Here is a 21,330-nt window from a genome sequence, read left to right as displayed (position 1 = left end):
CACTATACGAAGAAAACTGACAGCTGACCGTTTGCTGCTTAACAGTTTCCGACACTCTTACGAAGATTTCCGGGCACCGGATCGGGTTTTCCGCCCGTGCAGGCCAGGACACTGGCAGCTATACTTGGTGGCCTGCCCCCTTGCACCATTGCGGATTACAACGCTGATGTTATTTCGTTTATCTGTCTTTCTGTTATCACTGAGCCTGCCGGCATTAACCATTGCAGACCCGCAAAGACTGAGAGTGGTGACCTCCGACTACCCGCCCTATGAGTACCTGGAAGAAGGGCAGGTCGTTGGTTCTCATACGGAGATCGTGCGTCAGGTGCTCTCTGACATGGGCTACCCGGCGGATATCCGGGTACTGCCGTGGGCCCGGGCCGAGGCAACCACCCGGGCAGGTACATCCGATATGATCTACTCACTGACCCACTCTGCGGACCGGGGCCGCCACTACTACTTTACAGCCCCCATCGGTCAGGCCCGCGACGTGTTTTTCAAACTCAAGGGGCGCGACCTGCATTGGCAGGAGCTTGATGACCTGGCCGGACTGCGGATAGGACTGTCGGCCGCCTACAGTTATGCCCCCGAGTTCATGGAATGGCTGGCGCAGGGCAACGCGAGGGTCACGCAGATCAGCCAGGAATCTCCTGAATTGACCGGGCTCAGAATGGTTGCCCGGGGGCGCATCGATCTTTTTATCTGCGAGGAATCGGTTTGCAGGCACCATATCGAAAAAAACATTCCCGAGTACCCTGAACTGGCCAACGTTACTGCCATACCGCGGACGGTAGGGACGGTACGGGGATTCCGCGCCGCATTCTCCCGCCAGCATCCCCAGGGTGAAGCGTTACGGGACGAGTTCAACCGGGTGCTGGAAGACCTCCGGCCCACAAACCCGGACTAGTATCCCGTCTGCGGCAATCACCTATCAGACAAAGCGCACAGATTCCAAAAGGTTTTCTATACTGCGGGTTATCACACCCAACCAACAGACCGGAATCATGGACATTCAGACAGACCATCGCTACGCCATCAATCTCAATGTGCGGGGCATACAGCCCTCAGCAACCCTGCGTATCAACGAACTCAGCAACCAGCTCCGTTCCGAGGGCCGGGATATCGTCAAGCTGGGCCTGGGCCAGTCGCCGTTCCCGGTGCCGGAGCGGGTCGTGGCGGCCCTGCGGGAACATGCTCATGAGAAAGACTACCTGCCCGTAAAGGGCCTGAAGGCCCTGCGTGAAGCGATAGCCGGATACATCAATCGCAGCGAGCGTATGAGATGCAGCTGGGAAGATGTGCTGATAGGCCCCGGTTCCAAGGAACTGCTGTTCATGTTGCAGCTGGCCTACTACGGCGACCTGCTGATTCCAAGACCAAGCTGGGTGTCGTATGCGCCCCAGGCCCGCATCATCGGCCGTTCGGTGCACTGGCTGCCCACTCATGCTGAAAACAACTGGCAGCTGACCGCGGAAGAACTGGACATCATCTGCCGCGATGACCCGTCCCGGCCGCGTATACTTATCCTGAACTACCCGTCCAACCCCACCGGCTGCACCTATACCGATGATCAGCTGCTGGCCATCGCCAATGTGGCCCGCAAGTACAAGCTGATCCTGTTGTCGGACGAAATCTATGGGGAAGTGCACTTTGAGGGCAGGCACAAATCGATTGCCCGATATTACCCGGAGGGCACCATCATCAGTACCGGCCTGAGCAAATGGGCGGGTGCCGGTGGCTGGCGCCTGGGCACCTTCATCTTTCCGCCGGAACTGCGACCACTCCAGGACGCCATGGCGATCATCGCCAGCGAAACCTACACAGCCACCAGTGCACCCATCCAGCATGCGGCGATTGCCGCGTTCAGCGGCGGCGAAGACCTTGACGAGTACCTGAAGCAGTCACGGCGGGTATTGAAAGTGGTGGGTGAATACCTGCACCGCCGCCTGACCGCGATGGGGGCCGTGGTACAGAAGCCCGAAGGGGCCTTCTACCTGTTCCCGGATTTCTCCGGTTTCCGCGATGCCCTGGCGCGCCGGGATATCAAGACCAGTCAGGCACTGTGCCAGTCGCTGCTGGAAGATACCGGGGTGGCTATTCTGCCAGCCAGTGATTTCGGCTTCGTTCCGGATCATCTGGCAGCGCGCCTTGCGTTCGTGGATTTTGACGGCGCCGAAGCCCTCAAACTGGCCGGCGAAGACTATGCCAGTCAGGACCTGGACGACACTTTCGTCAACCAGGCATGCCCGCGGCTGGTGAGCGCCATGGACAAGATGGAGAAGTGGCTGTCCGGCCTGTAACCGGATCATGGTAGACTGGCGCCCTCACTTGATGATCGGAGGGCGCCACCTTGTCTCACCCCCAATCCATTGCCACCATTGCAGATTTTGCCGAGAAGCTGGCCCTTGAGGCTGGCAGACTGGTGAAACGGGAACGTGACGACAACACCCTGCGCACGGACTACAAACACCAGACAGAACTGGTCACTCACGCCGATGTAATGGCCGACGAACTGATCACCGCAGCCATCCGCGAGCGTTTTCCTGACCACCGCATCCTTTCCGAAGAAACCATGCCGGACCTGAGTCAGGCCGAAAAGCTGGACACCCCTCTGTGGATCGTCGACCCCATCGACGGCACTGTGAACTACGCCTACGGGCACCCTCAGGTGGCGGTTTCCATTGCCTACGCCGATCAGGGACGGGTTCAGGCGGGGGTGGTCCATGCTCCGTTTGCCGGTGAGACGTTCCGCGCCGTTCGTGGCACTGGCGCCACGCTGAACGGCAACAATATACAGCACAGCGGGGCCACTGTGCCGAGGGATTCGCTGTTTGCCACCGGCTTCCCCTACACCAAGGACAGCCTGGAACCACTGCTGAGTCGACTGGACGCCATGATTCACCAATGCCGCGACCTGCGCCGCATCGGATCAGCCGCGCTGGATATCTGCTGGGTAGCCTGTGGCCGGCTGGACATCTACTACGAGAATGTCAGCCCATGGGATTTCGCCGCTGCGCGCCTGATTGCCCTGGAAGCAGGTGCGACGGCAGGGCATTTCGGTGAAGTTCCGGATGGTTACCCGGCTGACCTGTGGGGGCGGGATATTCTGATATCGGCACCGGCGGTGTGGGAGTCGGTGCGAGAGATTCTGCGCAAGGCGTCCGGTTACGAGTAATTGAACAGCGGCACCGTAGCACCGTAGGTCGGATTAGGCGAAGCCGTAATCCGACAAACCAATCTGTACGACGGCACAAAATTGTCGGATTACGCTTCGCTAATCCGACCTACGGGTCAGGCTTCAGCACCCCAGACCGCTTCTGACACCAGTCCCCACGCCTCCTCAAAGTCACTGGAAGGCAAACGCGAAAACGAAGACCGGATAAATCGCTGCACCCTGCCCTCAACAAACACCAACACAAAATCCGCACCCCGGGCCGAGCTGGTCCTTGGCCGCAGGCCCTGGCGAATTTCACCTTCCTTCAGTGCCTGCCGCACCTGGGTTTCCAGTCGCTCGAAGAACTGCGAGGCACGCTTGCGCAGGGCGTCGTTCTCGCCCATCAGTGCATCGCCAGTCAAAACCGTGCACAACCCCGGATTACGTTCGGCAAACACCAGTACCAGGTGAACCAGTTGCTGCAGGCGGACCCGCACGTCTTCCTGTTCCTGCAGGATCACCTGGCAACGGGAAAAGACGGCCTCTTCGGCGAACTCGATCAGTGCCTCGAACATTTTCCGCTTACTGGGAAAGTGGCGGTATAGAGCCGCCTCGGTAACTCCAACAGATTTCGCCAGGCCAGCGGTAGTTATCCGGGCTCCCGGATCTTTCTCCAGAAGCTCCACAAGGGCATGAAGAATCGCTTCGCGACGACTTGTTTTTTGTTCTGTCATAACAGGACTGCAGCGCTCTGTTTATCTGCGGAATTTGGGTACAGGCGGGCGCGTCCATTCGGGACCGTAAAAAACAGGGATGTTTTTTACGAGCCTACAGGGACGTATTCACGGCGTGTCCCGAATGGACGCGCCCGCCTGTACTGGCACCATTAGCTGAAATTCTGGACCAGATCAGAAGAAAGTACCATCAATCGGAGAAGACGCACTGGCATACAGCTTCTTCGGCATGCGCCCCGCCAGGTAGGCATCGCGACCGGATTCGATGGCCAGGCGCATGGCCCTGGCCATTCGGATCGGGTCTTGGGCAAGCGCAATAGCGGTATTCATCAGCACACCGTCACAGCCCAGCTCCATGGCCAGGGTTGCATCTGAGGCGGTGCCCACACCGGCATCAACCAGCACCGGCACATTGGCATTCTCGGCAATCAGGCGGATATTGTAACGGTTCTGGATGCCCAGGCCGGAGCCAATGGGCGCGCCCAGGGGCATGATGGCAATGCAGCCCATCTCTTCCAGGCGTTTGGCCAGCAAGGGGTCATCAGAGCAATACACCATGACCTTGAAACCGTCCCGGATCAGCTCTTCCGCCGCCACCAGGGTTTCGGTCATGTTGGGGTAGAGCGTCTTTTCCTCGCCCAGTACTTCCAGCTTGACCAGGTCATGGCCATCCAGAAGTTCCCGGGCCAGTTTGCAGGTTCTTACCGCATCTTTCGCGGTATAACAGCCGGCCGTATTGGGCAGCATGGTATACCGGTCCGGAGAGACCACATCCAGCAGGTTAGGCTCATCCGGGTTCTGACCGAGGTTAGTGCGTCGTACCGCAAAGGTTACGATCTCGGCACCGCTTGCCTCAATGGCATGGCCCGTTTCCATCATGTCATGGTACTTGCCGGTACCCACCAGCAGACGGGACTGGTACACACGGCCGGCGATTTCCAGTGGCTTGTCTTCGGGAAGTGGTCTTTCGGAACTATCACTCATGTTTGACACCTGAATCTGTCTTTGGAATCGGTTATATAAAAAAGAGCGCTGACAAAACGGGCCTCAACCACCGCCAATGGCGTGAACCACCTCTACCCTGTCGCCTTCGCTGAGATTGAACTCGGTGTGCTGGCTGCGCGGAACAATATCTTCGTTCACTTCCACAGCCAGCCGCTTGCCAGCCAGTGCCAGCTGATCAATCAAAACCGCCACCGTAGCTTCATCCGGAAGCTCCATGGGGGCACCGTTTACCTGAACCTGCATAACCTTACCTGCCTACATCTGTTTTTAACGCCTGAATCCCGAGATGGCCACCAGTATCCAGCCCACCATGAAAGCGATACCGCCAACCGGTGTCACCGGCCCGACCCAGCGAATGTCCGTGAGCACGAGCAGATACAGGCTGCCACTGAACAGCACAATGCCACCAACAAAAAAACCGGAGGCGATACCGAGCAGGTGCCGCGACAGCCCTGCAACCGGAAGCAGCGCGACGAGAATCAGTGCCAGTGAGTGATACATCTGGTATGTGACGGCAGTCTGGAAAACTTCAAGGCCACGCTCACCAAGAACACCCCGCAACCCGTGGGCGCCAAAGGCACCCGCCATAACCGCCAACAGCGCAAACAGGGCGCCGCAGATCAGGGCGGATCTCAGGGGCTTTACGTTACTGGCAATCACAGTGGATCTTTTCCCCGGTATCCAGGTTCATCAAGGTGAGAGCTCCTCCCCACACACAACCGGTATCCAGTCCGATATACCGGTTGCTTTCAGTCTGGCCTTCCAGCGCCGCCCAGTGCCCAAAAACCACGCGCACATCGTCCTGGCGTGGAAAGCGAAACCACGGCGCGAAGCCCGCGGGTGCCGAGTCAGCAGACTCCTTGGCCGCCAGCTCCAGGGTGCCGTCTTCGGCAATAAATCGCATGCGGGTGAAATAATTGGTAATCATTCGCCAGCGATCCATTCCGGTCAGGTTCGGATCCCAGCGTTCAGGCCGGTTGCCATACATGCCGGCAAAATAGGTTTCTGCTTCGGGCCCGCGAATGACCTGCTCAACTTCCTGGCCGTAACGGACCGCCTCATCGACCGTCCAGATGTGCGGTAACCCGGCATGAACCATCACCAGGTTTCTTTCCGGATCGTGAACACACAGGTGCTGCTGCCTTAACCAGTCAAACAGGTGCGCATGATCCGGTGCCTCGAGAATATCCGAGAGGGTATCCTTGTTCCTGAGGGCATGACCACCCAGAGCCACCGCCAGCAGATGCAGATCGTGATTGCCGAGCACCACCACGGCGGAATCGCCCAGGCTTTCAATGTAGCGCAGGGTTTCCAGTGAGGACGGCCCCCGGTTGATCAGGTCACCGGCAACCCAGAGCCGGTCCCGCGATGGCGAGAAATCCACCCTGGCAAGCACATCCAGGAGGCGTTCGTAGCAGCCCTGGATATCGCCAATGGCGTAATCAGTCATGGCTAACCTCGTCAACACTGTGGCTTTCGGGCTTGCTGTCCGCCAACAGGTCGGCAATGGCCACGTACTCTGCCAGGCCCAGGTTTTCCGGGCGCAGGCCATCATTGATGCCAAGGCTGTTAAGCTGTTCCACCGACACCATACCGGCCAGCGCCTTGCGCAAGGTCTTGCGGCGGGCGCTGAAAGCCGTGCGTACAACGGCCTGCAACAGTTTGTAGTCCTTTGCCGGGTACGGCAACGTCTTGTGGGGCACCAGGCGAACAATGGCAGACTCTACCTTCGGCGCCGGGCGGAAGGCCCCCGGGCCCACTTCAAACAGCGGCTGCACCCGGCAGAAATACTGGGTCATGATACCCAGCCGGCCATAGTTATTATCACCAGGTACCGCTGCCATCCGCTGCACAACTTCTTTCTGCAACATGAAGTGCATGTCCTGCACCACGCCGGAATGGGCCAGCAGGTGGAATATCAGTGGAGTGGAGATATTGTACGGCAGATTACCGATGATTCTCAGGGGTCTGTCGTCCACCAGCTTGCCAAAATCGAATGTCAGGGCGTCCGCTTCATGGATCCGGAAGTCCGGGTAATTGAAGAACTTGGTTCTGAGTACCGGTATCAGGTCCCGGTCCAGCTCCACCACCTGAAGCCGGGGATTGACCGCAAGCATTTCCTCGGTAAGAGCTCCCAGGCCCGGGCCTATTTCCACGAGGGCATCGTCCGGCCCGGGGTTTATGGCGCGGATGATGCGCTCGATGACACCCGGGTCGTGGAGGAAGTTCTGGCCAAAGCGTTTCCTGGCCTGATGGCCGTGCCTGTTACTCACTCGTTGTGTTCTCTTTTTGCTGATTGTGCCATCCGTTCACCTACCCTGATTGCTGCATGGAGGCTGCCCGCATCCGCTTTTCCGGTACCGGCCAGATCAAGGGCTGTACCGTGGTCCACGGAGGTGCGGACAATGGGCAGGCCGAGGGTAATGTTGACGGCCCGGCCGAAGCCCTGGTATTTGAGGACTGGCAGGCCCTGATCATGGTACATGGCAAGCACCGCATCGGCGTTTTCCAGCCAGTGCGGGGTAAACAGGGTATCGGCCGGCAAAGGGCCGGTCAGGGTGAGCCCTTCCTGGCGCAACTTGTCCAGCGTGGGTTCGATAACCTCGATCTCCTCCCGACCCAGGTGGCCACCTTCACCGGCATGGGGATTGAGGCCGGCAACCAGGATTCTGGGGTGTTTGATGGCGAAAAACCGGCGCAAGTCCGCGTCGAGTATACGGGTCACCTGGATCAGGCGCTCGGCGGTGATAGCTGCGGAAACGTCTTTGAGGGGCAAATGAGTGGTGACCAGCGCCACCCGAAGCTCCTCCGTGGCCAGCATCATGACAACGCGCTCGACACCACAGAGTTCCTGCAAGAATTCAGTGTGGCCGCTGAAGGCAATACCGGCATTGTTGATAACACCCTTGTGAACCGGCGCCGTTACCATGCCATCAAATGTACCGTCCAGGCAGCCCTGTGCCGCGATGCGCAGGGTTTCCAGAACGTAAGCACTGTTGGCGGGATCAAGTCGTCCGGCATCGGTGCTGGCCAGGCCAGCAACATGCAGGACGGAAAGCCGGCCCGGTTCTCTGGCCGCCTGCTTGCCGGGCGACCAGTCTTCCAGCTCTACCGTCAGCCCGAGCAGCTTTGCCCGGGCCTGCAGCAGGTATTTGCAGGCCACCACCACAATCCCCGGCTGGCGTTGCTCAAGGGCCAGTTGCAGGCAGAGCTCCGGGCCAATGCCAGCCGGCTCGCCCGCTGTCAGTGCGAGAGTGACCGGTTGCTTCATGATTCGCTGGAGTCTCCGGAATCGTCGCCCTTGAACTCTATAAAGGCTTCATCACGGATCTCCCGCAGCCAGTTCTGCAGCTCGCCATCAAACTTGCGCCGGTAGATAGCCTGACGGGCCTCGGATTCCCGGACGTCAGCACTGATATCCTGCTGTCGCCGATCCTGTACTTCCAGGATATGCCAGCCAAACTGCGACCGGAACGGCCCGGTGAGTTCCCCGACATCGGCGGCCATCATCGCCTGTTCGAATTCCGGCACCATCTGCCCCGGGCTCACCCAGCCAAGATTGCCGCCGTCAGAACCGGACACCGGGTCGTCGGAATACTCCCGGGCCAGTGCTGCGAAGTCACCACCATCTTGCAGTTGCTGGTAGATGTCCCGGATGGATTCTTCCGCCTGGTTCTCGGATACCGTTTCGGAGGTGCGGACCAGGATATGCCGGACCATTGACTGCTCGATTACCTGGGCCTTTTCACCACCACGGCGGTCCATGACCATCACAATGTGAAAACCGCTGCTGTTTTCCAGAACCGGTGATACGGTCCCGGTTTCCAGATCCGGAACCACGTCGGCAACCAGTGACGGCAGCTGATTCTCCGCACGCCAGCCCATATCGCCACCATCCAGGGCATTGCTGGCATCGGATTCGGCCACGGCAACCTCACGGAAATCACGGCCATCGGCGATTTCATTACGCAAACTTTCTATTTTATCGCGGGCCGCACTGACTTCTTCTTCATCATTGAAGTCTTCCACCTCGATGAGGATGTGGGCAAGCTCGTACTCCGCATTGCTGGTGTCATCGCCGGCTGTGGCCTCGAGGTAATTCTCCACTTCACGATCCGTAACCCGAACCCGGTTACCAACCTGGCGCTGCTGAACCCGGCTGGTAATCATTTCGTTACGGATCTGCTCCCTGGCCTCCTGGTAGGTAACCCCTTCCTGCCCCAGCTGCTGCTCAAACTGCTGCGGGGTCATGTTATTGCGCTGGGCAATATTGGCCATGGTTTCATTGAGTTCGTTATCGCTGATACGCATGCCAGCCCTGTCTGCCATCTGCAACTGGATGGATTCGGTAATCAACTGTTCCAGCACCCGATCTTCCAGAACGTTACGGGGTGGCAGGTTGGTTCCCTGAGCCTGCAGACGGCCAATAATGGTACTGATCCGTGCTTCCAGCTCCGACTGGAGAATAACGTCCTCGTTAACAACCGCCACGACCTCATCGAGCAGTTTGCGTTCGGCCTGGACCGTTGCAGACAGGGCCACAACCATCACTACCATCAGTAATCGTGCGCAATGGCGAAGGTTCGCCTTCATAGTCACCTCTATGTAGAAAAAATAATGCCCGTCGCCGGACGCAGGTTACCCGGTATTCAGCGACCGCCAAACCGGCGACGTTCCCTTTCATCGAAGCCGTATATGGCTTCGGATATTTCATCGGACGAGCCGCCACTGCCGCCCAGCCCCTTGAACTGAATCTGGAACAGCATGCGGCTCTCAAGCTCCTGGTCATCCGTCAGGTAGTTCTGGTGAACCAGCTGGACACTCCAGCAGCAATTGTTGTATTCCAGCCCCGCCAGCGAGCCGACCGTGCGATCAAGCTGCGAATCATAGACCCAGCGACCGATCAGACTAACACGGTCTGTGACAGGAAAAACGCCCCCGATATCCGACTGTTCGAATTCGTTGCGACGATAGCTATGGCCCACACTGGCCAGATAGCGATAGTCACTGGAGTGAAACACCAACTGACTGCGGCCCTCCTCTGTTTTATGGGTGTCCGGCTCCCACAGCCCCGAGGTACGGATTTCCAGGCCCTGGACCGGCCGCAGGATCATCTCACCGGCCAACGGGGAATCGCTGGTATCCGCTCCGCCCGTGCCGGCCAGAGTCACTTCCCGGTCATCATAGTAATGCACCTGTCCGAAACTCAAACGGGCCCGCTCGGCGCCTGTCAGCAGGTCGTTGAACCGGCTGGTCAGGGCAACCGTGAGCTGGTTGGTATCGCCAACCCGGTCACCACCACTGAAGCGGTTACGTTGGAACAGCCGGTCAAAACTGAACGAGCGGATGGTTGTGTCAAAGTCGGGAATAAACTCCTGGTCTGCATCGGCATCGGCCCAGGCGTAATACAGACGGGGCTCGAGAGTCTGGTTGTAGGGAATGTCGAACACGCTGGACTGGCGGTCGAAATACAGCCCGGAGTCCCATTCCGCCACCGGTACGGTACGATCGAACCCGGGATCCCGAAGGTTGTAATCTTCCAGTTCATAGCGGGTATAATCCACACTCACCGATGGCCGCGCATAACCCCAGAGAGCCCGCATCGGAAGTGCCACCTCGGGTACGGCACGCATACGCTGGCCGTTGGCACGGTCAAGGCCGCTCAGGTCAGTATTGTCACGATAGAAGTTGGTATACTGGCTTTCCAGGGACATCTCCGCCGGGCCCGCCTCTGCAGTGGCGCCGTATATCACTTCCGGCAGCTGCGAATAGGGAATGTTCTCGTCGGCAATGAAATCGCTGATGGTCTGGTAACCGCTGAGGTAGGTCTCGAAATACTGGGACGAATCCCGGTAACGTACGCCACCCCGGCGTCGAAGATGGGTTGCCTGGTTGATCTCAAGATTGCGGTTCAGATCACTCAGATAGTCGTCATCGCTGACTGCGGGATAATCACCATAGCCGCTCCAGCCGCCCCCGAAGGCTGCCCGGGTGCTGAAATCCACGCCCCAGCGTTCGCCGTCCTCACCGGGAAATTCCTGTTCAAATTCGGTGTCATTGCCGGCATAGCCCAACTGCAACACCGACTCCCCCAGGCTGCTCAGGTACCGGCCTTCGGCCTCGGTGAACAGGCCTCGCCCATGGATATACTGGGGCGTCAGGGTGGCGTCGTAATGGGGCGCCAGATTCAGGTAATAGGGTACGGATAGAAAGGCACCACTGCCGGTATTGGACGTACCGAACGAAGGATAAAGGAAGCCGGTTTTCCGGCGGTCATCAATGGGGAAACTGGCATAGGGCCAGTAAAAAACGGGAACATCGCTGATCTCGAGACGCACGTGTTTGGCCGTGCCTACGCCTTCCCCCTGATCCAGGTGGATATCAGCGGCCACAATGGACCAGTCGTTACTGTCGGGAGCGCAGGTGGTCAACGACCCCTGCCGGATATCCACCTGATTCTGCGCACTACGGGACAGCTGCCCGGCGGAGCCCCGCATTTCCGGGCCATGGAGGAGAAACGTTGCGGTATTGATGTTCACCAGGCCGCTATTCACGTCGTAGTCTGCCCGCTCACCAGTCAGCAGGAACCCTTCGCCACGACTGGTCAGCGGCCCTTCGATGGCCACAGTCCCTTCTGCCTGGTTATAACGCGCTTCGGACCCTGTCACCCGGAAACCCGCCTGTTGCAGGCGAACATCGCCACGGAGATAGAGTTCATTGTCAATCTCGTACCTGGCATCAAGACCGCTGGCCTGCAGGGGTGCCTGCTCACCGTCTACCGGTTCTGCATCTTCACCAACGGGAACAACAGAGGGCTGATAACCTCCCTCGCAAAAATCCGGCAGCGATCTGCGTACCTCATCGGGCAATTCCGACCTGGGCCGCCAGTCGATTTCCGCTGCGCTTGGCGATGCCTGCGCCAGCACGGCCGGCGCCATCATCACCGCAATAAGGCCCGCCACAAGAGCACCCGAATACCCCGTGCAGTGCCGCAACCGGTGCGTCGGTGTTCGTTGCAGCTTCCTTGGTGGGGCTGGCACGATGAGAAGGTTCCTGTGCTGAATGGATTTGCCGATATCGGAGACTTTTCAACAGCGGCCTAGTTTACACGCCGCTCTCTGCCTTGTTAACGGAAACCGCCCATTGCTGCAAAACCGATTTACCGTCTCTATACTGATCTGCTAACTTTCGGCCATGAGCCGGAAGGTTCAAACATCCGTCACTTCTGAGCCAGGAAACCAGCCAATCCATGGATACCCGCCTGACAATGCTCACCCAGTGGGTCAGAGACATCCCCGGTTTTGACCAGGCAACGCCCCGGCCGGTATCCGGAGACGCGAGCTTCCGACGCTACTTCCGGGTCAGCGGTGACCCCCACGGCACCGGCGCCGGGCCTTACATTGTCATGGACGCGCCTCCGGAGCATGAAGACTGCAGGCCCTTTGTCGCCATTGCCCATCACTGGCGCAGCCTGGACATTGCCGTGCCGGACGTTATTCACGAGGACCTGAGCCGCGGATTCCTGCTGCTGGAGGATTTCGGCGACGAACTGATGCTCAGTGCGCTCAACGCGGACAATGCCGACCGGCTCTACGGAGCTGCCATGGAGGAACTGGTCCGCATCCAGAACGCCGGTGACACGCCGGATTATCCGTTGCCAGCCTACGACACCGCCTTGCTGGACCGTGAAATGGCATTGTTCCCGGATTGGCTGCTGACCAGAAAACTGGGGCTGACACTTGGCAACGGCGAATGTGCGCTGCTGGATACCACTTTTGCTTTCCTGCGGGAAAGCGCCCTTGCCCAGCCAGAGGTTACGGTGCACCGCGACTATCATTCCCGCAACCTGCTGGTACGCCCTGATACCAATCGCCCCGGTGTCATCGACTTCCAGGATGCCGTGCGTGGTCCGGTCACCTACGACCTGGTATCGCTGGTAAAGGATTGCTACATCCGCTGGCCCGAGAGCCGGGTCAGCCAGTGGATTGAACAGTTCCGCGTGCTCAGCAGGGACGCCGGCCTGCACAACGCAGACCGGGAAACTTTCCGCCAATGGCTGGAGCTCATGGGTATGCAACGCCACCTGAAAGCGGCGGGCATCTTTGCGAGGCTGGCGATCCGTGACGGCAAGACCGGATTTCTGAAAGATATTCCCCGCACCGTGGGCTATCTGGTTGAAGCCAGCAGCAGGCAGGCCGCCCTTCGTCACTTTCATGAATGGCTGACCGACACCGTTGTACCTGCCCTGGAAGACCAGATAGGCCCAGTGGAGATCTCCGGCCAGTGAAAGCCATGATTCTGGCGGCCGGCAAAGGCGAGCGCATGCGGCCGCTGACCCTGACAACACCCAAGCCGCTCCTCATCGCCGGCGATAAACCGCTGATCGTACATCACCTGGAACGATTGCGGGCCGCCGGTTTTCGGCAACTGGTCATCAACCACGCCTGGCTGGGCAACCAGATCGAAGAGGAGCTGGGAAACGGCGCCGCTTACGGTGTGTCCATCGAATACTCCCGTGAAAGCGAACCGCTGGAAACCGCCGGAGGCATCATACATGCCCTGCCGCTGCTTACCAGTGATGGGGATGAGTGGTTCGTGGTGATTAACGGCGACATCTGGTGCGATTTCGACCCGGCGCAACTGATCCCGCCGGACAACGCCGATGCCCTGCTGGTCATGACCAGCAACCCCGACCACAACCCGGCCGGGGACTTCTGCCTGAATCCGGATGGCACTGTTTCGGTTGAAGGACCGGAAATGCTTACATTCTCGGGTATCAGCCTGCTCCATCGCCGCCTTTTTGACGGACAGTTACCGGGGCCCGTGAAGCTTGCCCCGATTCTGCGGGAAGCCATGAACCGGGGGCGCGTCATGGGTCTGCATCATACCGGGCAGTGGATGGACATTGGCACTCCGGACCGGCTTCGGGAACTGGATCGCAAACTCAAGGGAGGCGAGGGCTGAACCATGACCTCTGACTCCAGGGACAAGAACCTGCCGGCGCGCATTGAGGCCGAATTCAGTGAGCTGCTCGGGGAACTGTCAGCCTGCGGCCACCAGGCCAACGAATTGCTGGTCAGGACCCGGCTGCCGCACTGGTGTCGACGCAGCCTGTTCTTTTTCCTGGGCTACATCGCCAAATCGGAAGGGCGGGTAACCGAGAAAGACGTTGTCTTTGCCGAATCCCTGATCAAGGCCCTGAAACTGTCCCCGCGCCAGCGTCGCAAGGCCATTGGCCATTTTCGCAAGGGCAAGGCGGCCGATCACATTCCGGCGATGAAGGCTCTGGGGCTCAGGCTGACCCATCGCCTCTGGCCTTCTCCCGCTCTTCGCGTCGCCATCTGTTTGTGCCACGCAGCGCAGTTGCAGGGCCGCCCGGCCAAACCCAGGCGCTATCGCTGCGAGGATGCCATCGACCAGATCGGGCTGCCCATCCGGGTCAGTGATGACATTCTCGAAAGTTACGCCTGCAAGGTGTGGATCACGGAACCGGAAGCCCAGCCACGCCCTTCCACCTTTGAGCAGGCATGCCAGCTTCTGGGAGTGACCCGCCGGGATTCCCGCGAAATCATCAAACGGGCCTATCGCAAGAAAGTATCGGAGTGCCATCCCGACAAACTCGCGCAACAGGATCTCAGCGCCGCGGAAATAGCCAGGGCCAAGGATCGCCTGCTCAGATACCAGCAGGCCTGGGAGCTGATCAGCAAGCGCCTTTCGGTCTGAAGTTTGAATCCCGACTAAAGCTTGCTAGACTTTCCCGCGCCAATACAGGTACCCCAGACAGGCCCACGGATCGGCGGCCTGAATAACCCGCAGAAAAGGAGTATTCCATGGGTAAGAATCTCGTCCTCCTCGGCGACACAGGGACCGACCACAACGGTTTCCCCCCGACACCGGTCATTACCGGAAGTGCCACCGTACTCATTGACGGTAAACCCGTTGCACGCCTCGGCGACCAGCTGGCCATGCACTCGAAACCCAAGCACCCACCGCATCCCCGCACCATTGCAGCTGGCAGCCCAACAGTCATGATTGAAGGCAAACCGGCAGCGCTAACCGGCGATGCCATCAGTTGCGGTGGTGTGGTGATCGGGTCCGCCAGCGCCGTGGGCGGCTGATCAGGTTATCGGTCCGATGTCAGCCAGGCGGATAGCCGGCTGGCCAGTGCCGGCGCGTCCCGGGGCTCGGGGCGCTCTGGCATGGCCACCGGTTGCCGGGAATAGGAAGTAATGTCGGCTCGCCGGAGGGCAGATTCACGCTCCTTCGGTGAACCGGGCCCGGCACCCTCCGTCGTTTCCGGCACCCGGGTACTGTGAAGCTCCAGCACCCTGAGCTGTCCGGCCTCAGAAAGCCACTCCGGCAGATTTTCCTCATCGACACGGGCAAAAACCGGCGCAATCCAGATCAACGCAGACACATCATCACCGCCGCCAGTGGCCATGCGTGCCACATGGCCGGCCCCCGTTCCGACACCGGCGACGGCAACCCGGTCGTAACCCCGGTCAGATAGATTGCCCACGGCCACCGCCAGGGTTTTCTGTATGCGGTTTCGGTACTGGTCTTCCAGCTCCTCCACGTCGACGCTGTCCATCACATCGATCATCACGGAATCACCAGCATCGGTGTCTTCATTACTGGTATTGCCCCCGCTCCGTTCCGGCATCTCTGGCGAGGCCGCCGCCTGCTGCCTGTAATACTGCTGAACGGCATAAGGAGGCGGTTCAAGCCCCAGTGTCATGACAGCCCAGCCGGCTCTCGCCATGGGCCGGCGCAACGCACCAGCCAGCCCTGAGGCCGCCGACTGGCCCTCGTCGGCAAGAATAACCAGGGCACCCTTGGCCGAGGCGCCTGCTTCCGGCTCGAACAGTGCCAGCACCCGGTCCTCTTCCGGCGGCTCCAGCCACACGGTGGCATCCGGCCATCTGGCGGCAATCAATTCTGAATCCAGTGCCGATGAAATCATGGCCCGCTTGCGATCTTCAGCGGGTTCCCCCGACTCTTCCGCCGGGGCCTCCCCGTTGCCCTGAGCCAGTGCAGCCGGTATACCAACCCCAAACCCGCCGACGAGAATCAACAATAACCGGATACCCGTTCTTCCAAACCAATTGCTCACAGGCTGTCACTCATTCCGTGCGAAAAATCACCATCAAACTGGTAGACTAGCAGCTTTTCCGGCAGGGACCGCTGAAGGCGTACACACGCCATCACCGATACCATTATCAATCCGTTCAAGAGAGCCGTCATGAACCCTTACCAGATTGCCCCGTCCATCCTGTCTGCCGATTTTGCCCGACTGGGCGAGGAAGTCGATAACGTACTGGCCGCCGGTGCCGATATTGTCCACTTCGATGTCATGGACAACCACTACGTCCCCAATCTGACCATCGGCCCCATGGTCTGCGAAGCCCTGCGCAAACACGGTGTCACCGCACCTATCGATGTCCACCTGATGGTGTCACCGGTGGACGACCTGATCCGCATGTTCATCGATGCCGGTGCCAGTTACATCACTTTCCATCCGGAAGCGTCGAACCACATTGACCGTTCCCTGCAACTGATCCGCGAAGGTGGCTGCAAGGCCGGCCTGGTGTTCAACCCGGCCACGCCCCTGCACTACATCGACCACGTGATGGACAAGCTGGACATGATCCTGCTGATGTCGGTCAACCCCGGTTTCGGTGGCCAGAAGTTCATCCCCGGCACCCTCGACAAGCTGCGGGAAGCCCGCAAGCGCATTGATGCCAGCGGCCGCAACATCCGCCTGGAAATCGACGGTGGCGTAAAAACCGACAACATCCGTGAAATCGCCGAGGCCGGCGCCGACACCTTCGTGGCCGGCTCTGCGATCTTCAACACGGATGACTACAAGGCCACCATCGACAGGATGCGGGCCGAACTGGAGCTGGCCAGAAAGGGCCTGGAGCAATGAGCCTGGCGGGACTGTTCAGCCAGCGCTGGCCCGGGGTAGCCCTGTTCGACCTGGACGGCACCCTGGTGGACAGCGCCCCCGACCTGGCAGCCGCCATCGACGCCATGCTCGAACAGCTGGGGCGCAGAAAAGCCGGACTCGACAACGTGCGCCAGTGGGTGGGCAATGGCGCCGGCGTGCTGGTTCGCCGCTCTCTGGCCGGAAAGGCCGACTGGGAACCAGCCAGCGAAAAGGACGACGCGCTGTTCAACGATGCCCTGGCCATGTTCTACCACGCCTACGAGAACCTCAACGGCCAGCATTCGGTGCTTTACGACGGTGTTGAGGAATGCCTGGCCAGACTGGCGGATTATGGCTGCCGCATGGGCATCGTCACGAACAAGCCGGAACAGTTCGTGGCACCATTGCTGGAACAGATGGGCATCGAGCACTGGTTCGAGCTCAGTGTCGGTGGCGACACCCTGCCGGTACGCAAACCCGACCCGCAGCCGCTGATTCATGCCATGACAGAACTGGGCGGCACCCGCGGCACCACGGTGATGGTGGGGGACTCGGTCACCGACATCAGCGCGGCCCTGGCGGCGGGCATACCCTCGGTCGCAGTACGTTATGGCTACAACTACGGTGCACCGGTGGATTCACTGGGAGCCGACGCCGTTGTTGATTCCCTGGCGCAGCTTTTGTAATCTCACAGGACATTGAATTTGAAACCTTCTATTCGGGAGAATCCTGCCGTGCAGGGACTGAGTCTGATCACAGCGCGAGGCATACTGACAACCCGCGCAACACGATGGTGGCGATGGCGCACCGGCTGAAGGCCGCCCGAAAAACCACCATACCGATCAGATTTCAGGAACTGTTGACATGACACCCGAGCAATTCGCCGAGCTCGCCGAGGCCGGCTTTAACCGTATCCCTGTTTACCGCGAAGTCCTGGCCGACCTGGACACGCCCCTGAGCACCTATCTCAAGCTGGCCAGTGGCCCCTACTCCTACCTGTTTGAATCCGTGCAGGGTGGTGAGAAATGGGGCCGCTACTCCATCATCGGCCTGCCCAGCCGGGAAATCCTCAAGGTTTATGACCACCGCATTACCATTACCCGTGACGGCAAGGTCGTCGAGGAAACCACCGCGGACGACCCGCTGACCTTCGTGGAAGACTACCAGGCCCGCTTCAACGCGCCGGACCTGGACGAACTGCCCCGCTTCAACGGCGGCCTGGTGGGCTATTTCGGTTACGACACCGTGCGCTACATCGAAAAACGCCTGCGGAACACCTGCCCCCCTGACAAAATCGGCACCCCCGACATCCTGCTGATGGTATCCGACGAAGTGGTGGTGTTCGACAATCTGCGGGGCAAACTGCACCTGATCGTCCATGCCGACCCGAGCCAGGACGGCGCCTACGAGGAGGCCATGCAGCGTATCGATGAGCTGGAATCGCGGCTGCACCGGCAGACCGCCGACGCACCCCGCACCCCGGAACACCTTCGCGGCAAGACGGTGGACGAAAGCGATTTTATTTCCGGCTTCAACCAGGAAAAATTCGAAGCGGCCGTGGGCAAGATCAAGGAATACGTGCTGGACGGCGACGTGATGCAGACGGTGATCTCCCAGCGCATGTCGATCCCGTTCGAGGCCCCGCCGCTGAACCTGTACCGCTCCCTGCGGGTGCTCAATCCCTCCCCCTATATGTACTTCCTGGACCTGGAGGACTTCCACATCGTGGGCTCCTCACCGGAAATCCTGGCCCGGGTGGAGGATGAGGAAGTGACGGTCCGGCCCATCGCCGGCACCCGCAAGCGCGGTGCCACTGATGCAGAGGACAAGGCCCTGGAAGCGGAACTGCTGGCGGACCCGAAAGAGATCGCCGAGCACCTGATGCTGATCGACCTGGGCCGCAATGACGCCGGCCGGGTATCGGAAACCGGCACTGTGCGGTTAACCGACAAAATGATCGTGGAGCGCTACTCCCACGTCATGCACATCGTCTCCAACGTCACCGGCCGCCTGAAAGAAAACACCAGCTGCCTGGACGTCCTGCGCGCCACCCTGCCCGCCGGCACACTCAGCGGCGCCCCAAAAATCCGCGCCATGGAAATCATCGACGAACTGGAGCCGGTCAAACGCGGCGTCTATGGCGGTGCCGTGGGCTACCTGTCATTCAACGGCAACATGGACACCGCCATTGCCATCCGCACGGCGGTGATCAAGGACAAGGTCCTGCACATCCAGGCCGGCGCCGGTGTGGTGGCCGATTCCGTGCCCCGCCTCGAGTGGAAGGAAACCATGAACAAGGGCCGCGCCATCTTCCGCGCGGTCGCCACAACCTACAACGATTTCGACCACTGAGGCGGAGGAACAGATTATGTTGCTGATGATCGATAACTACGATTCCTTCACCTACAACGTGGTGCAATACCTGGCGGAGCTGGGTGCGGATGTTCATGTCTACCGCAATGACGAGATTACGGTGGAGGAAATCGAGGCCCTGAAGCCGGAACGCCTGGTGATCTCCCCGGGCCCGTGTACACCCAACGAAGCCGGCATTTCCATGGCCGCCATCCGCCACTTTGCGGGCAAGCTGCCGATCCTGGGCGTGTGCCTGGGCCATCAGGCCATCGGGCAGGTCTACGGCGGCGATGTGATCCGCGCCGGGCGGGTGATGCATGGCAAGGTGTCACCGGTGTACCACAAGGACATTGGTGTGTTCCGTGGCCTGAACAACCCTTTGCAGGCGACCCGCTACCACAGCCTGGTGATCGACAAGGACACTCTGCCGGATTGCCTGGAGGTGACTGCGTGGACCCGCAATGAGGATGGCTCTGTCGAGGAAATCATGGGCGTTCGTCACAAGACCTTGCCCATCGAGGGGGTTCAGTTTCACCCTGAGTCTATTATGACTGAGCAGGGGCATGAGCTTTTGCGGAACTTCCTTAGAAGCTAGTTTTGTTTTGGTGGCCTCTGGAGTTTGGTTCTGAGCCCGGTCAGCGAGGGGGAGAGCTTTCCCCAAACACGCCTCGAGACGTCCCTGTGCGGCTCGGGCTCCGCCATCCATGGCTCCGCACGGTTTGGGGAAAGCCCTCCCCCTCGCTGACCTCTGAGCAGGTTGTTCCAACGTCTTCTCCGCTCAAGTATTGAACGGCAAAGAAAAATTGAGGGGAACTGATTATTGAATAAGCCCTCACCAAGGCTCAAAGGGAGATGGCTGGGGTGCCCCCTTCCAAAACCGTGCGGAGCCATGGATGGCGGAGCCGAGCGTACAGGGACGTATTCACAGCGTGTTTTGGAAGGGGGCACCCCAGCCATCGACCAAACTCCCAGCCAGAGGGCCAGCCCAACAACAGGCCCTACACCAGACAGAAACTTGCTAAGCTAGCAAAAAAACAGATCGACCGAAGAGGCCCGACAATGGACATGAAAGAAGCACTGAACCGCATTGCCTCCAACCTGGACCTGTCCACCGAGGAAATGAAGGACGTCATGCGCATCGTCATGAAAGGCGAAGCCACCGATGCGCAGATCGGGGCTTTTCTGATGGGCCTGCGGCTGAAGAGTGAGACCATCGACGAAATTACCGGTGCTACCGAAGTCATGCGGGAGCTGGCGACCCGGGTAACCGTCAACGCCGACCCGCTGGTGGACATCGTCGGTACCGGGGGTGATGGCGCCAACCTGTTCAACGTGTCCACCGCCGCCTCGTTTGTAGTGGCCGCAGCCGGCGGCTTCGTGGCCAAGCATGGCAACCGTGCCGTGTCGTCCAAAAGCGGCAGCGCTGACCTGCTGGAGAACCTCGGCATCAACCTGCAGATGACCCCGGAAGAAGTGGCCCGTTGCGTGGAGCAGATTGGCGTCGGCTTCATGTTTGCCCCGGCCCACCATGGCGCCATGAAACACGCCATCGGCCCGCGCAAGGAACTGGGTTGCCGCACCATTTTCAATATCCTCGGCCCCATGACCAACCCCGCCGGCGTCAAGCGGCAGTTGGTGGGCGTATTTACCAAGGAACTTTGCCGCCCCATGGCAGAGGTTCTTCACCGCCTGGGCGCCGAACACATCATGGTTGTGCACTCGAAGGACGGCCTGGACGAAATCAGCCTTGCCAGCCCCACCCACGTGGCGGAGCTTAAAGACGGAAAAGTTACCGAATACGACATTACCCCGGAAGATCTGGGCATCAAGAGCCAGGCTCTCACGGGACTGACCGTGGACACTGCTGAAGATTCCCTCAAGCTGATCCGTGCCGCCTTCGGCCGGGGTCACGACGAGATGGCCGAGAAAGCCCGTGATCTGATCGCACTGAATGCCGGTGCGGCAATCTATGTGGCCGGGCTCGCCAGGACTCCAACCGAAGGCGTCGAGATGGCACTCGATGCCATGGGCTCCGGTCTCGCAGCGGGCAAAATGTCCGAGCTGGCCGATTTTTCACAGTGTTTTTAACCGCCGATATCCCGGAAGGCAACTCTATAATTTGGTGAGTGGTCGGGGTATCACCTGACAAAACCGTG

The 21,330-nt window shown here is 59.7% G+C and carries 22 protein-coding genes; 12 read left to right on the top strand and 10 right to left on the bottom strand.

Features of this window, described 5'->3' with window-relative positions:
- Positions 1–166 precede the first annotated feature (166 nt).
- The 3 genes from HLUCCO03_RS00515 (at position 167) to HLUCCO03_RS00505 (ending at position 3,175) form a co-directional block, all read left to right on the top strand.
- Positions 167–907, top strand: a complete 741-nt coding sequence (locus HLUCCO03_RS00515; RefSeq protein WP_027829866.1) for an ABC transporter substrate-binding protein — start codon at positions 167–169, stop codon at positions 905–907.
- 97 nt (positions 908–1,004) lie between these two features.
- Positions 1,005–2,300, top strand: a complete 1,296-nt coding sequence (locus HLUCCO03_RS00510; protein ID WP_027829867.1) for an aminotransferase class I/II-fold pyridoxal phosphate-dependent enzyme — start codon at positions 1,005–1,007, stop codon at positions 2,298–2,300.
- Between the two features lie 50 nt (positions 2,301–2,350).
- Positions 2,351–3,175 (top strand): inositol monophosphatase family protein, encoded by an 825-nt coding sequence (locus HLUCCO03_RS00505; protein ID WP_027829868.1) that lies wholly within the window; start codon positions 2,351–2,353, stop codon positions 3,173–3,175.
- 116 nt (positions 3,176–3,291) lie between these two features.
- Here HLUCCO03_RS00505 and slmA read toward each other — a convergent pair whose 3' ends face one another.
- The 9 genes from slmA to HLUCCO03_RS00460 all read right to left on the bottom strand — a co-directional run bounded on the left by slmA (position 3,292) and on the right by HLUCCO03_RS00460 (position 11,831).
- Positions 3,292–3,888, bottom strand: a complete 597-nt coding sequence (gene slmA, locus HLUCCO03_RS00500) for a nucleoid occlusion factor SlmA (RefSeq protein ID WP_027829869.1) — start codon at positions 3,886–3,888, stop codon at positions 3,292–3,294.
- 174 nt (positions 3,889–4,062) lie between these two features.
- Positions 4,063–4,872 (bottom strand): thiazole synthase, encoded by an 810-nt coding sequence (locus HLUCCO03_RS00495; RefSeq protein ID WP_027829870.1) that lies wholly within the window; start codon positions 4,870–4,872, stop codon positions 4,063–4,065.
- A 63-nt stretch (positions 4,873–4,935) separates the two neighbouring features.
- Positions 4,936–5,136, bottom strand: a complete 201-nt coding sequence (gene thiS, locus HLUCCO03_RS00490; RefSeq protein ID WP_027829871.1) for a sulfur carrier protein ThiS — start codon at positions 5,134–5,136, stop codon at positions 4,936–4,938.
- 24 nt (positions 5,137–5,160) lie between these two features.
- Positions 5,161–5,481 (bottom strand): DUF423 domain-containing protein, encoded by a 321-nt coding sequence (locus tag HLUCCO03_RS00485; protein WP_197025697.1) that lies wholly within the window; start codon positions 5,479–5,481, stop codon positions 5,161–5,163.
- Between the two features lie 58 nt (positions 5,482–5,539).
- Positions 5,540–6,343, bottom strand: coding sequence for a symmetrical bis(5'-nucleosyl)-tetraphosphatase (locus HLUCCO03_RS00480; protein ID WP_027829873.1), 804 nt, complete (start codon positions 6,341–6,343; stop codon positions 5,540–5,542).
- Positions 6,336–7,166, bottom strand: a complete 831-nt coding sequence (gene rsmA, locus HLUCCO03_RS00475; RefSeq protein ID WP_027829874.1) for a 16S rRNA (adenine(1518)-N(6)/adenine(1519)-N(6))-dimethyltransferase RsmA — start codon at positions 7,164–7,166, stop codon at positions 6,336–6,338. Before rsmA ends, HLUCCO03_RS00480 begins: the two co-directional genes overlap by 8 nt.
- The gene (gene pdxA, locus HLUCCO03_RS00470) at positions 7,163–8,164 is read right to left on the bottom strand and encodes a 4-hydroxythreonine-4-phosphate dehydrogenase PdxA (protein WP_027829875.1); all 1,002 of its coding nucleotides are present in this window, start codon (positions 8,162–8,164) and stop codon (positions 7,163–7,165) included. Before pdxA ends, rsmA begins: the two co-directional genes overlap by 4 nt.
- Positions 8,161–9,486, bottom strand: coding sequence for a peptidylprolyl isomerase (locus HLUCCO03_RS00465; RefSeq protein ID WP_027829876.1), 1,326 nt, complete (start codon positions 9,484–9,486; stop codon positions 8,161–8,163). The genes pdxA and HLUCCO03_RS00465 overlap by 4 nt, the downstream gene beginning before the upstream one ends.
- A 56-nt stretch (positions 9,487–9,542) precedes the next feature.
- Positions 9,543–11,831, bottom strand: coding sequence for an LPS assembly protein LptD (locus HLUCCO03_RS00460; RefSeq protein ID WP_027829877.1), 2,289 nt, complete (start codon positions 11,829–11,831; stop codon positions 9,543–9,545).
- 311 nt (positions 11,832–12,142) lie between these two features.
- On the opposite strand from HLUCCO03_RS00460, the gene HLUCCO03_RS00455 reads away from it, so the two are divergent.
- The 4 genes from HLUCCO03_RS00455 to HLUCCO03_RS00440 all read left to right on the top strand — a co-directional run bounded on the left by HLUCCO03_RS00455 (position 12,143) and on the right by HLUCCO03_RS00440 (position 15,011).
- Complete coding sequence (locus HLUCCO03_RS00455; RefSeq protein WP_027829878.1) at positions 12,143–13,180, top strand: phosphotransferase; 1,038 nt, start codon at positions 12,143–12,145, stop codon at positions 13,178–13,180.
- A complete protein-coding gene (gene murU, locus HLUCCO03_RS00450) occupies positions 13,177–13,857 on the top strand; it encodes an N-acetylmuramate alpha-1-phosphate uridylyltransferase MurU (protein WP_027829879.1) in 681 nt (226 codons plus the stop codon). Before HLUCCO03_RS00455 ends, murU begins: the two co-directional genes overlap by 4 nt.
- A 3-nt stretch (positions 13,858–13,860) precedes the next feature.
- Positions 13,861–14,616, top strand: a complete 756-nt coding sequence (locus HLUCCO03_RS00445) for a DnaJ domain-containing protein (RefSeq protein ID WP_036197037.1) — start codon at positions 13,861–13,863, stop codon at positions 14,614–14,616.
- Positions 14,617–14,723: 107 nt separating this feature from the next.
- A complete protein-coding gene (locus tag HLUCCO03_RS00440; RefSeq protein WP_027829881.1) occupies positions 14,724–15,011 on the top strand; it encodes a type VI secretion system PAAR protein in 288 nt (95 codons plus the stop codon).
- Between the two features lie 5 nt (positions 15,012–15,016).
- On the opposite strand, the gene HLUCCO03_RS00435 is transcribed toward HLUCCO03_RS00440, so the two are convergent.
- On the bottom strand, positions 15,017–16,006 hold the full coding sequence (locus tag HLUCCO03_RS00435) for a DUF3530 family protein (protein WP_027829882.1): 990 nt from the start codon (positions 16,004–16,006) through the stop codon (positions 15,017–15,019).
- Between the two features lie 129 nt (positions 16,007–16,135).
- On the opposite strand from HLUCCO03_RS00435, the gene rpe reads away from it, so the two are divergent.
- The 5 genes from rpe (at position 16,136) to trpD (ending at position 21,262) form a co-directional block, all read left to right on the top strand.
- Entirely contained in the window at positions 16,136–16,822 is a 687-nt protein-coding gene (rpe, locus tag HLUCCO03_RS00430; protein ID WP_027829883.1) for a ribulose-phosphate 3-epimerase, read from the top strand.
- Positions 16,819–17,508, top strand: a complete 690-nt coding sequence (locus HLUCCO03_RS00425) for a phosphoglycolate phosphatase (protein WP_027829884.1) — start codon at positions 16,819–16,821, stop codon at positions 17,506–17,508. The genes rpe and HLUCCO03_RS00425 overlap by 4 nt, the downstream gene beginning before the upstream one ends.
- Before the next feature lie 178 nt (positions 17,509–17,686).
- Positions 17,687–19,174, top strand: a complete 1,488-nt coding sequence (trpE, locus tag HLUCCO03_RS00420) for an anthranilate synthase component I (RefSeq protein ID WP_027829885.1) — start codon at positions 17,687–17,689, stop codon at positions 19,172–19,174.
- Between the two features lie 16 nt (positions 19,175–19,190).
- Positions 19,191–19,769 carry an aminodeoxychorismate/anthranilate synthase component II gene (locus HLUCCO03_RS00415; protein ID WP_027829886.1) on the top strand — a complete coding sequence of 193 codons (579 nt, stop codon included), beginning with the start codon at positions 19,191–19,193 and terminating at the stop codon, positions 19,767–19,769.
- A 464-nt stretch (positions 19,770–20,233) separates the two neighbouring features.
- Positions 20,234–21,262: an anthranilate phosphoribosyltransferase gene (gene trpD, locus HLUCCO03_RS00410; protein ID WP_027829887.1), complete on the top strand. Its 1,029-nt coding sequence runs from the start codon at positions 20,234–20,236 to the stop codon at positions 21,260–21,262.
- The last annotated feature ends 68 nt before the right edge of the window (positions 21,263–21,330 follow it).

This window comes from Marinobacter sp. HL-58 (assembly GCF_001314605.1).
Lineage (GTDB): Bacteria > Pseudomonadota > Gammaproteobacteria > Pseudomonadales > Oleiphilaceae > Marinobacter.
The sequence above is the reverse complement of the archived record's forward strand: the minus strand, read 5'-3'. Positions and strand labels throughout refer to the sequence as shown.

Bases quoted from the DNA above. Each gene is read 5' to 3' on its own strand.
- thiS (WP_027829871.1), bottom strand. From the start codon at position 5,136: ATGCAGGTTCAGGTAAACGGTGCCCCCATGGAGCTTCCGGATGAAGCT.
- HLUCCO03_RS00460 (WP_027829877.1), bottom strand. From the start codon at position 11,831: ATGGCGCCGGCCGTGCTGGCGCAGGCATCGCCAAGCGCAGCGGAAATC.
- HLUCCO03_RS00465 (WP_027829876.1), bottom strand. From the start codon at position 9,486: ATGAAGGCGAACCTTCGCCATTGCGCACGATTACTGATGGTAGTGATG.
- HLUCCO03_RS00440 (WP_027829881.1), top strand. From the start codon at position 14,724: ATGGGTAAGAATCTCGTCCTCCTCGGCGACACAGGGACCGACCACAAC.
- HLUCCO03_RS00515 (WP_027829866.1), top strand. From the start codon at position 167: ATGTTATTTCGTTTATCTGTCTTTCTGTTATCACTGAGCCTGCCGGCA.
- HLUCCO03_RS00415 (WP_027829886.1), top strand. From the start codon at position 19,191: ATGTTGCTGATGATCGATAACTACGATTCCTTCACCTACAACGTGGTG.
- pdxA (WP_027829875.1), bottom strand. From the start codon at position 8,164: ATGAAGCAACCGGTCACTCTCGCACTGACAGCGGGCGAGCCGGCTGGC.
- HLUCCO03_RS00455 (WP_027829878.1), top strand. From the start codon at position 12,143: ATGGATACCCGCCTGACAATGCTCACCCAGTGGGTCAGAGACATCCCC.
- trpE (WP_027829885.1), top strand. From the start codon at position 17,687: ATGACACCCGAGCAATTCGCCGAGCTCGCCGAGGCCGGCTTTAACCGT.
- HLUCCO03_RS00445 (WP_036197037.1), top strand. From the start codon at position 13,861: ATGACCTCTGACTCCAGGGACAAGAACCTGCCGGCGCGCATTGAGGCC.
- trpD (WP_027829887.1), top strand. From the start codon at position 20,234: ATGGACATGAAAGAAGCACTGAACCGCATTGCCTCCAACCTGGACCTG.
- HLUCCO03_RS00495 (WP_027829870.1), bottom strand. From the start codon at position 4,872: ATGAGTGATAGTTCCGAAAGACCACTTCCCGAAGACAAGCCACTGGAA.
- HLUCCO03_RS00425 (WP_027829884.1), top strand. From the start codon at position 16,819: ATGAGCCTGGCGGGACTGTTCAGCCAGCGCTGGCCCGGGGTAGCCCTG.
- rpe (WP_027829883.1), top strand. From the start codon at position 16,136: ATGAACCCTTACCAGATTGCCCCGTCCATCCTGTCTGCCGATTTTGCC.
- HLUCCO03_RS00510 (WP_027829867.1), top strand. From the start codon at position 1,005: ATGGACATTCAGACAGACCATCGCTACGCCATCAATCTCAATGTGCGG.
- HLUCCO03_RS00480 (WP_027829873.1), bottom strand. From the start codon at position 6,343: ATGACTGATTACGCCATTGGCGATATCCAGGGCTGCTACGAACGCCTC.
- slmA (WP_027829869.1), bottom strand. From the start codon at position 3,888: ATGACAGAACAAAAAACAAGTCGTCGCGAAGCGATTCTTCATGCCCTT.
- HLUCCO03_RS00485 (WP_197025697.1), bottom strand. From the start codon at position 5,481: ATGGCGGGTGCCTTTGGCGCCCACGGGTTGCGGGGTGTTCTTGGTGAG.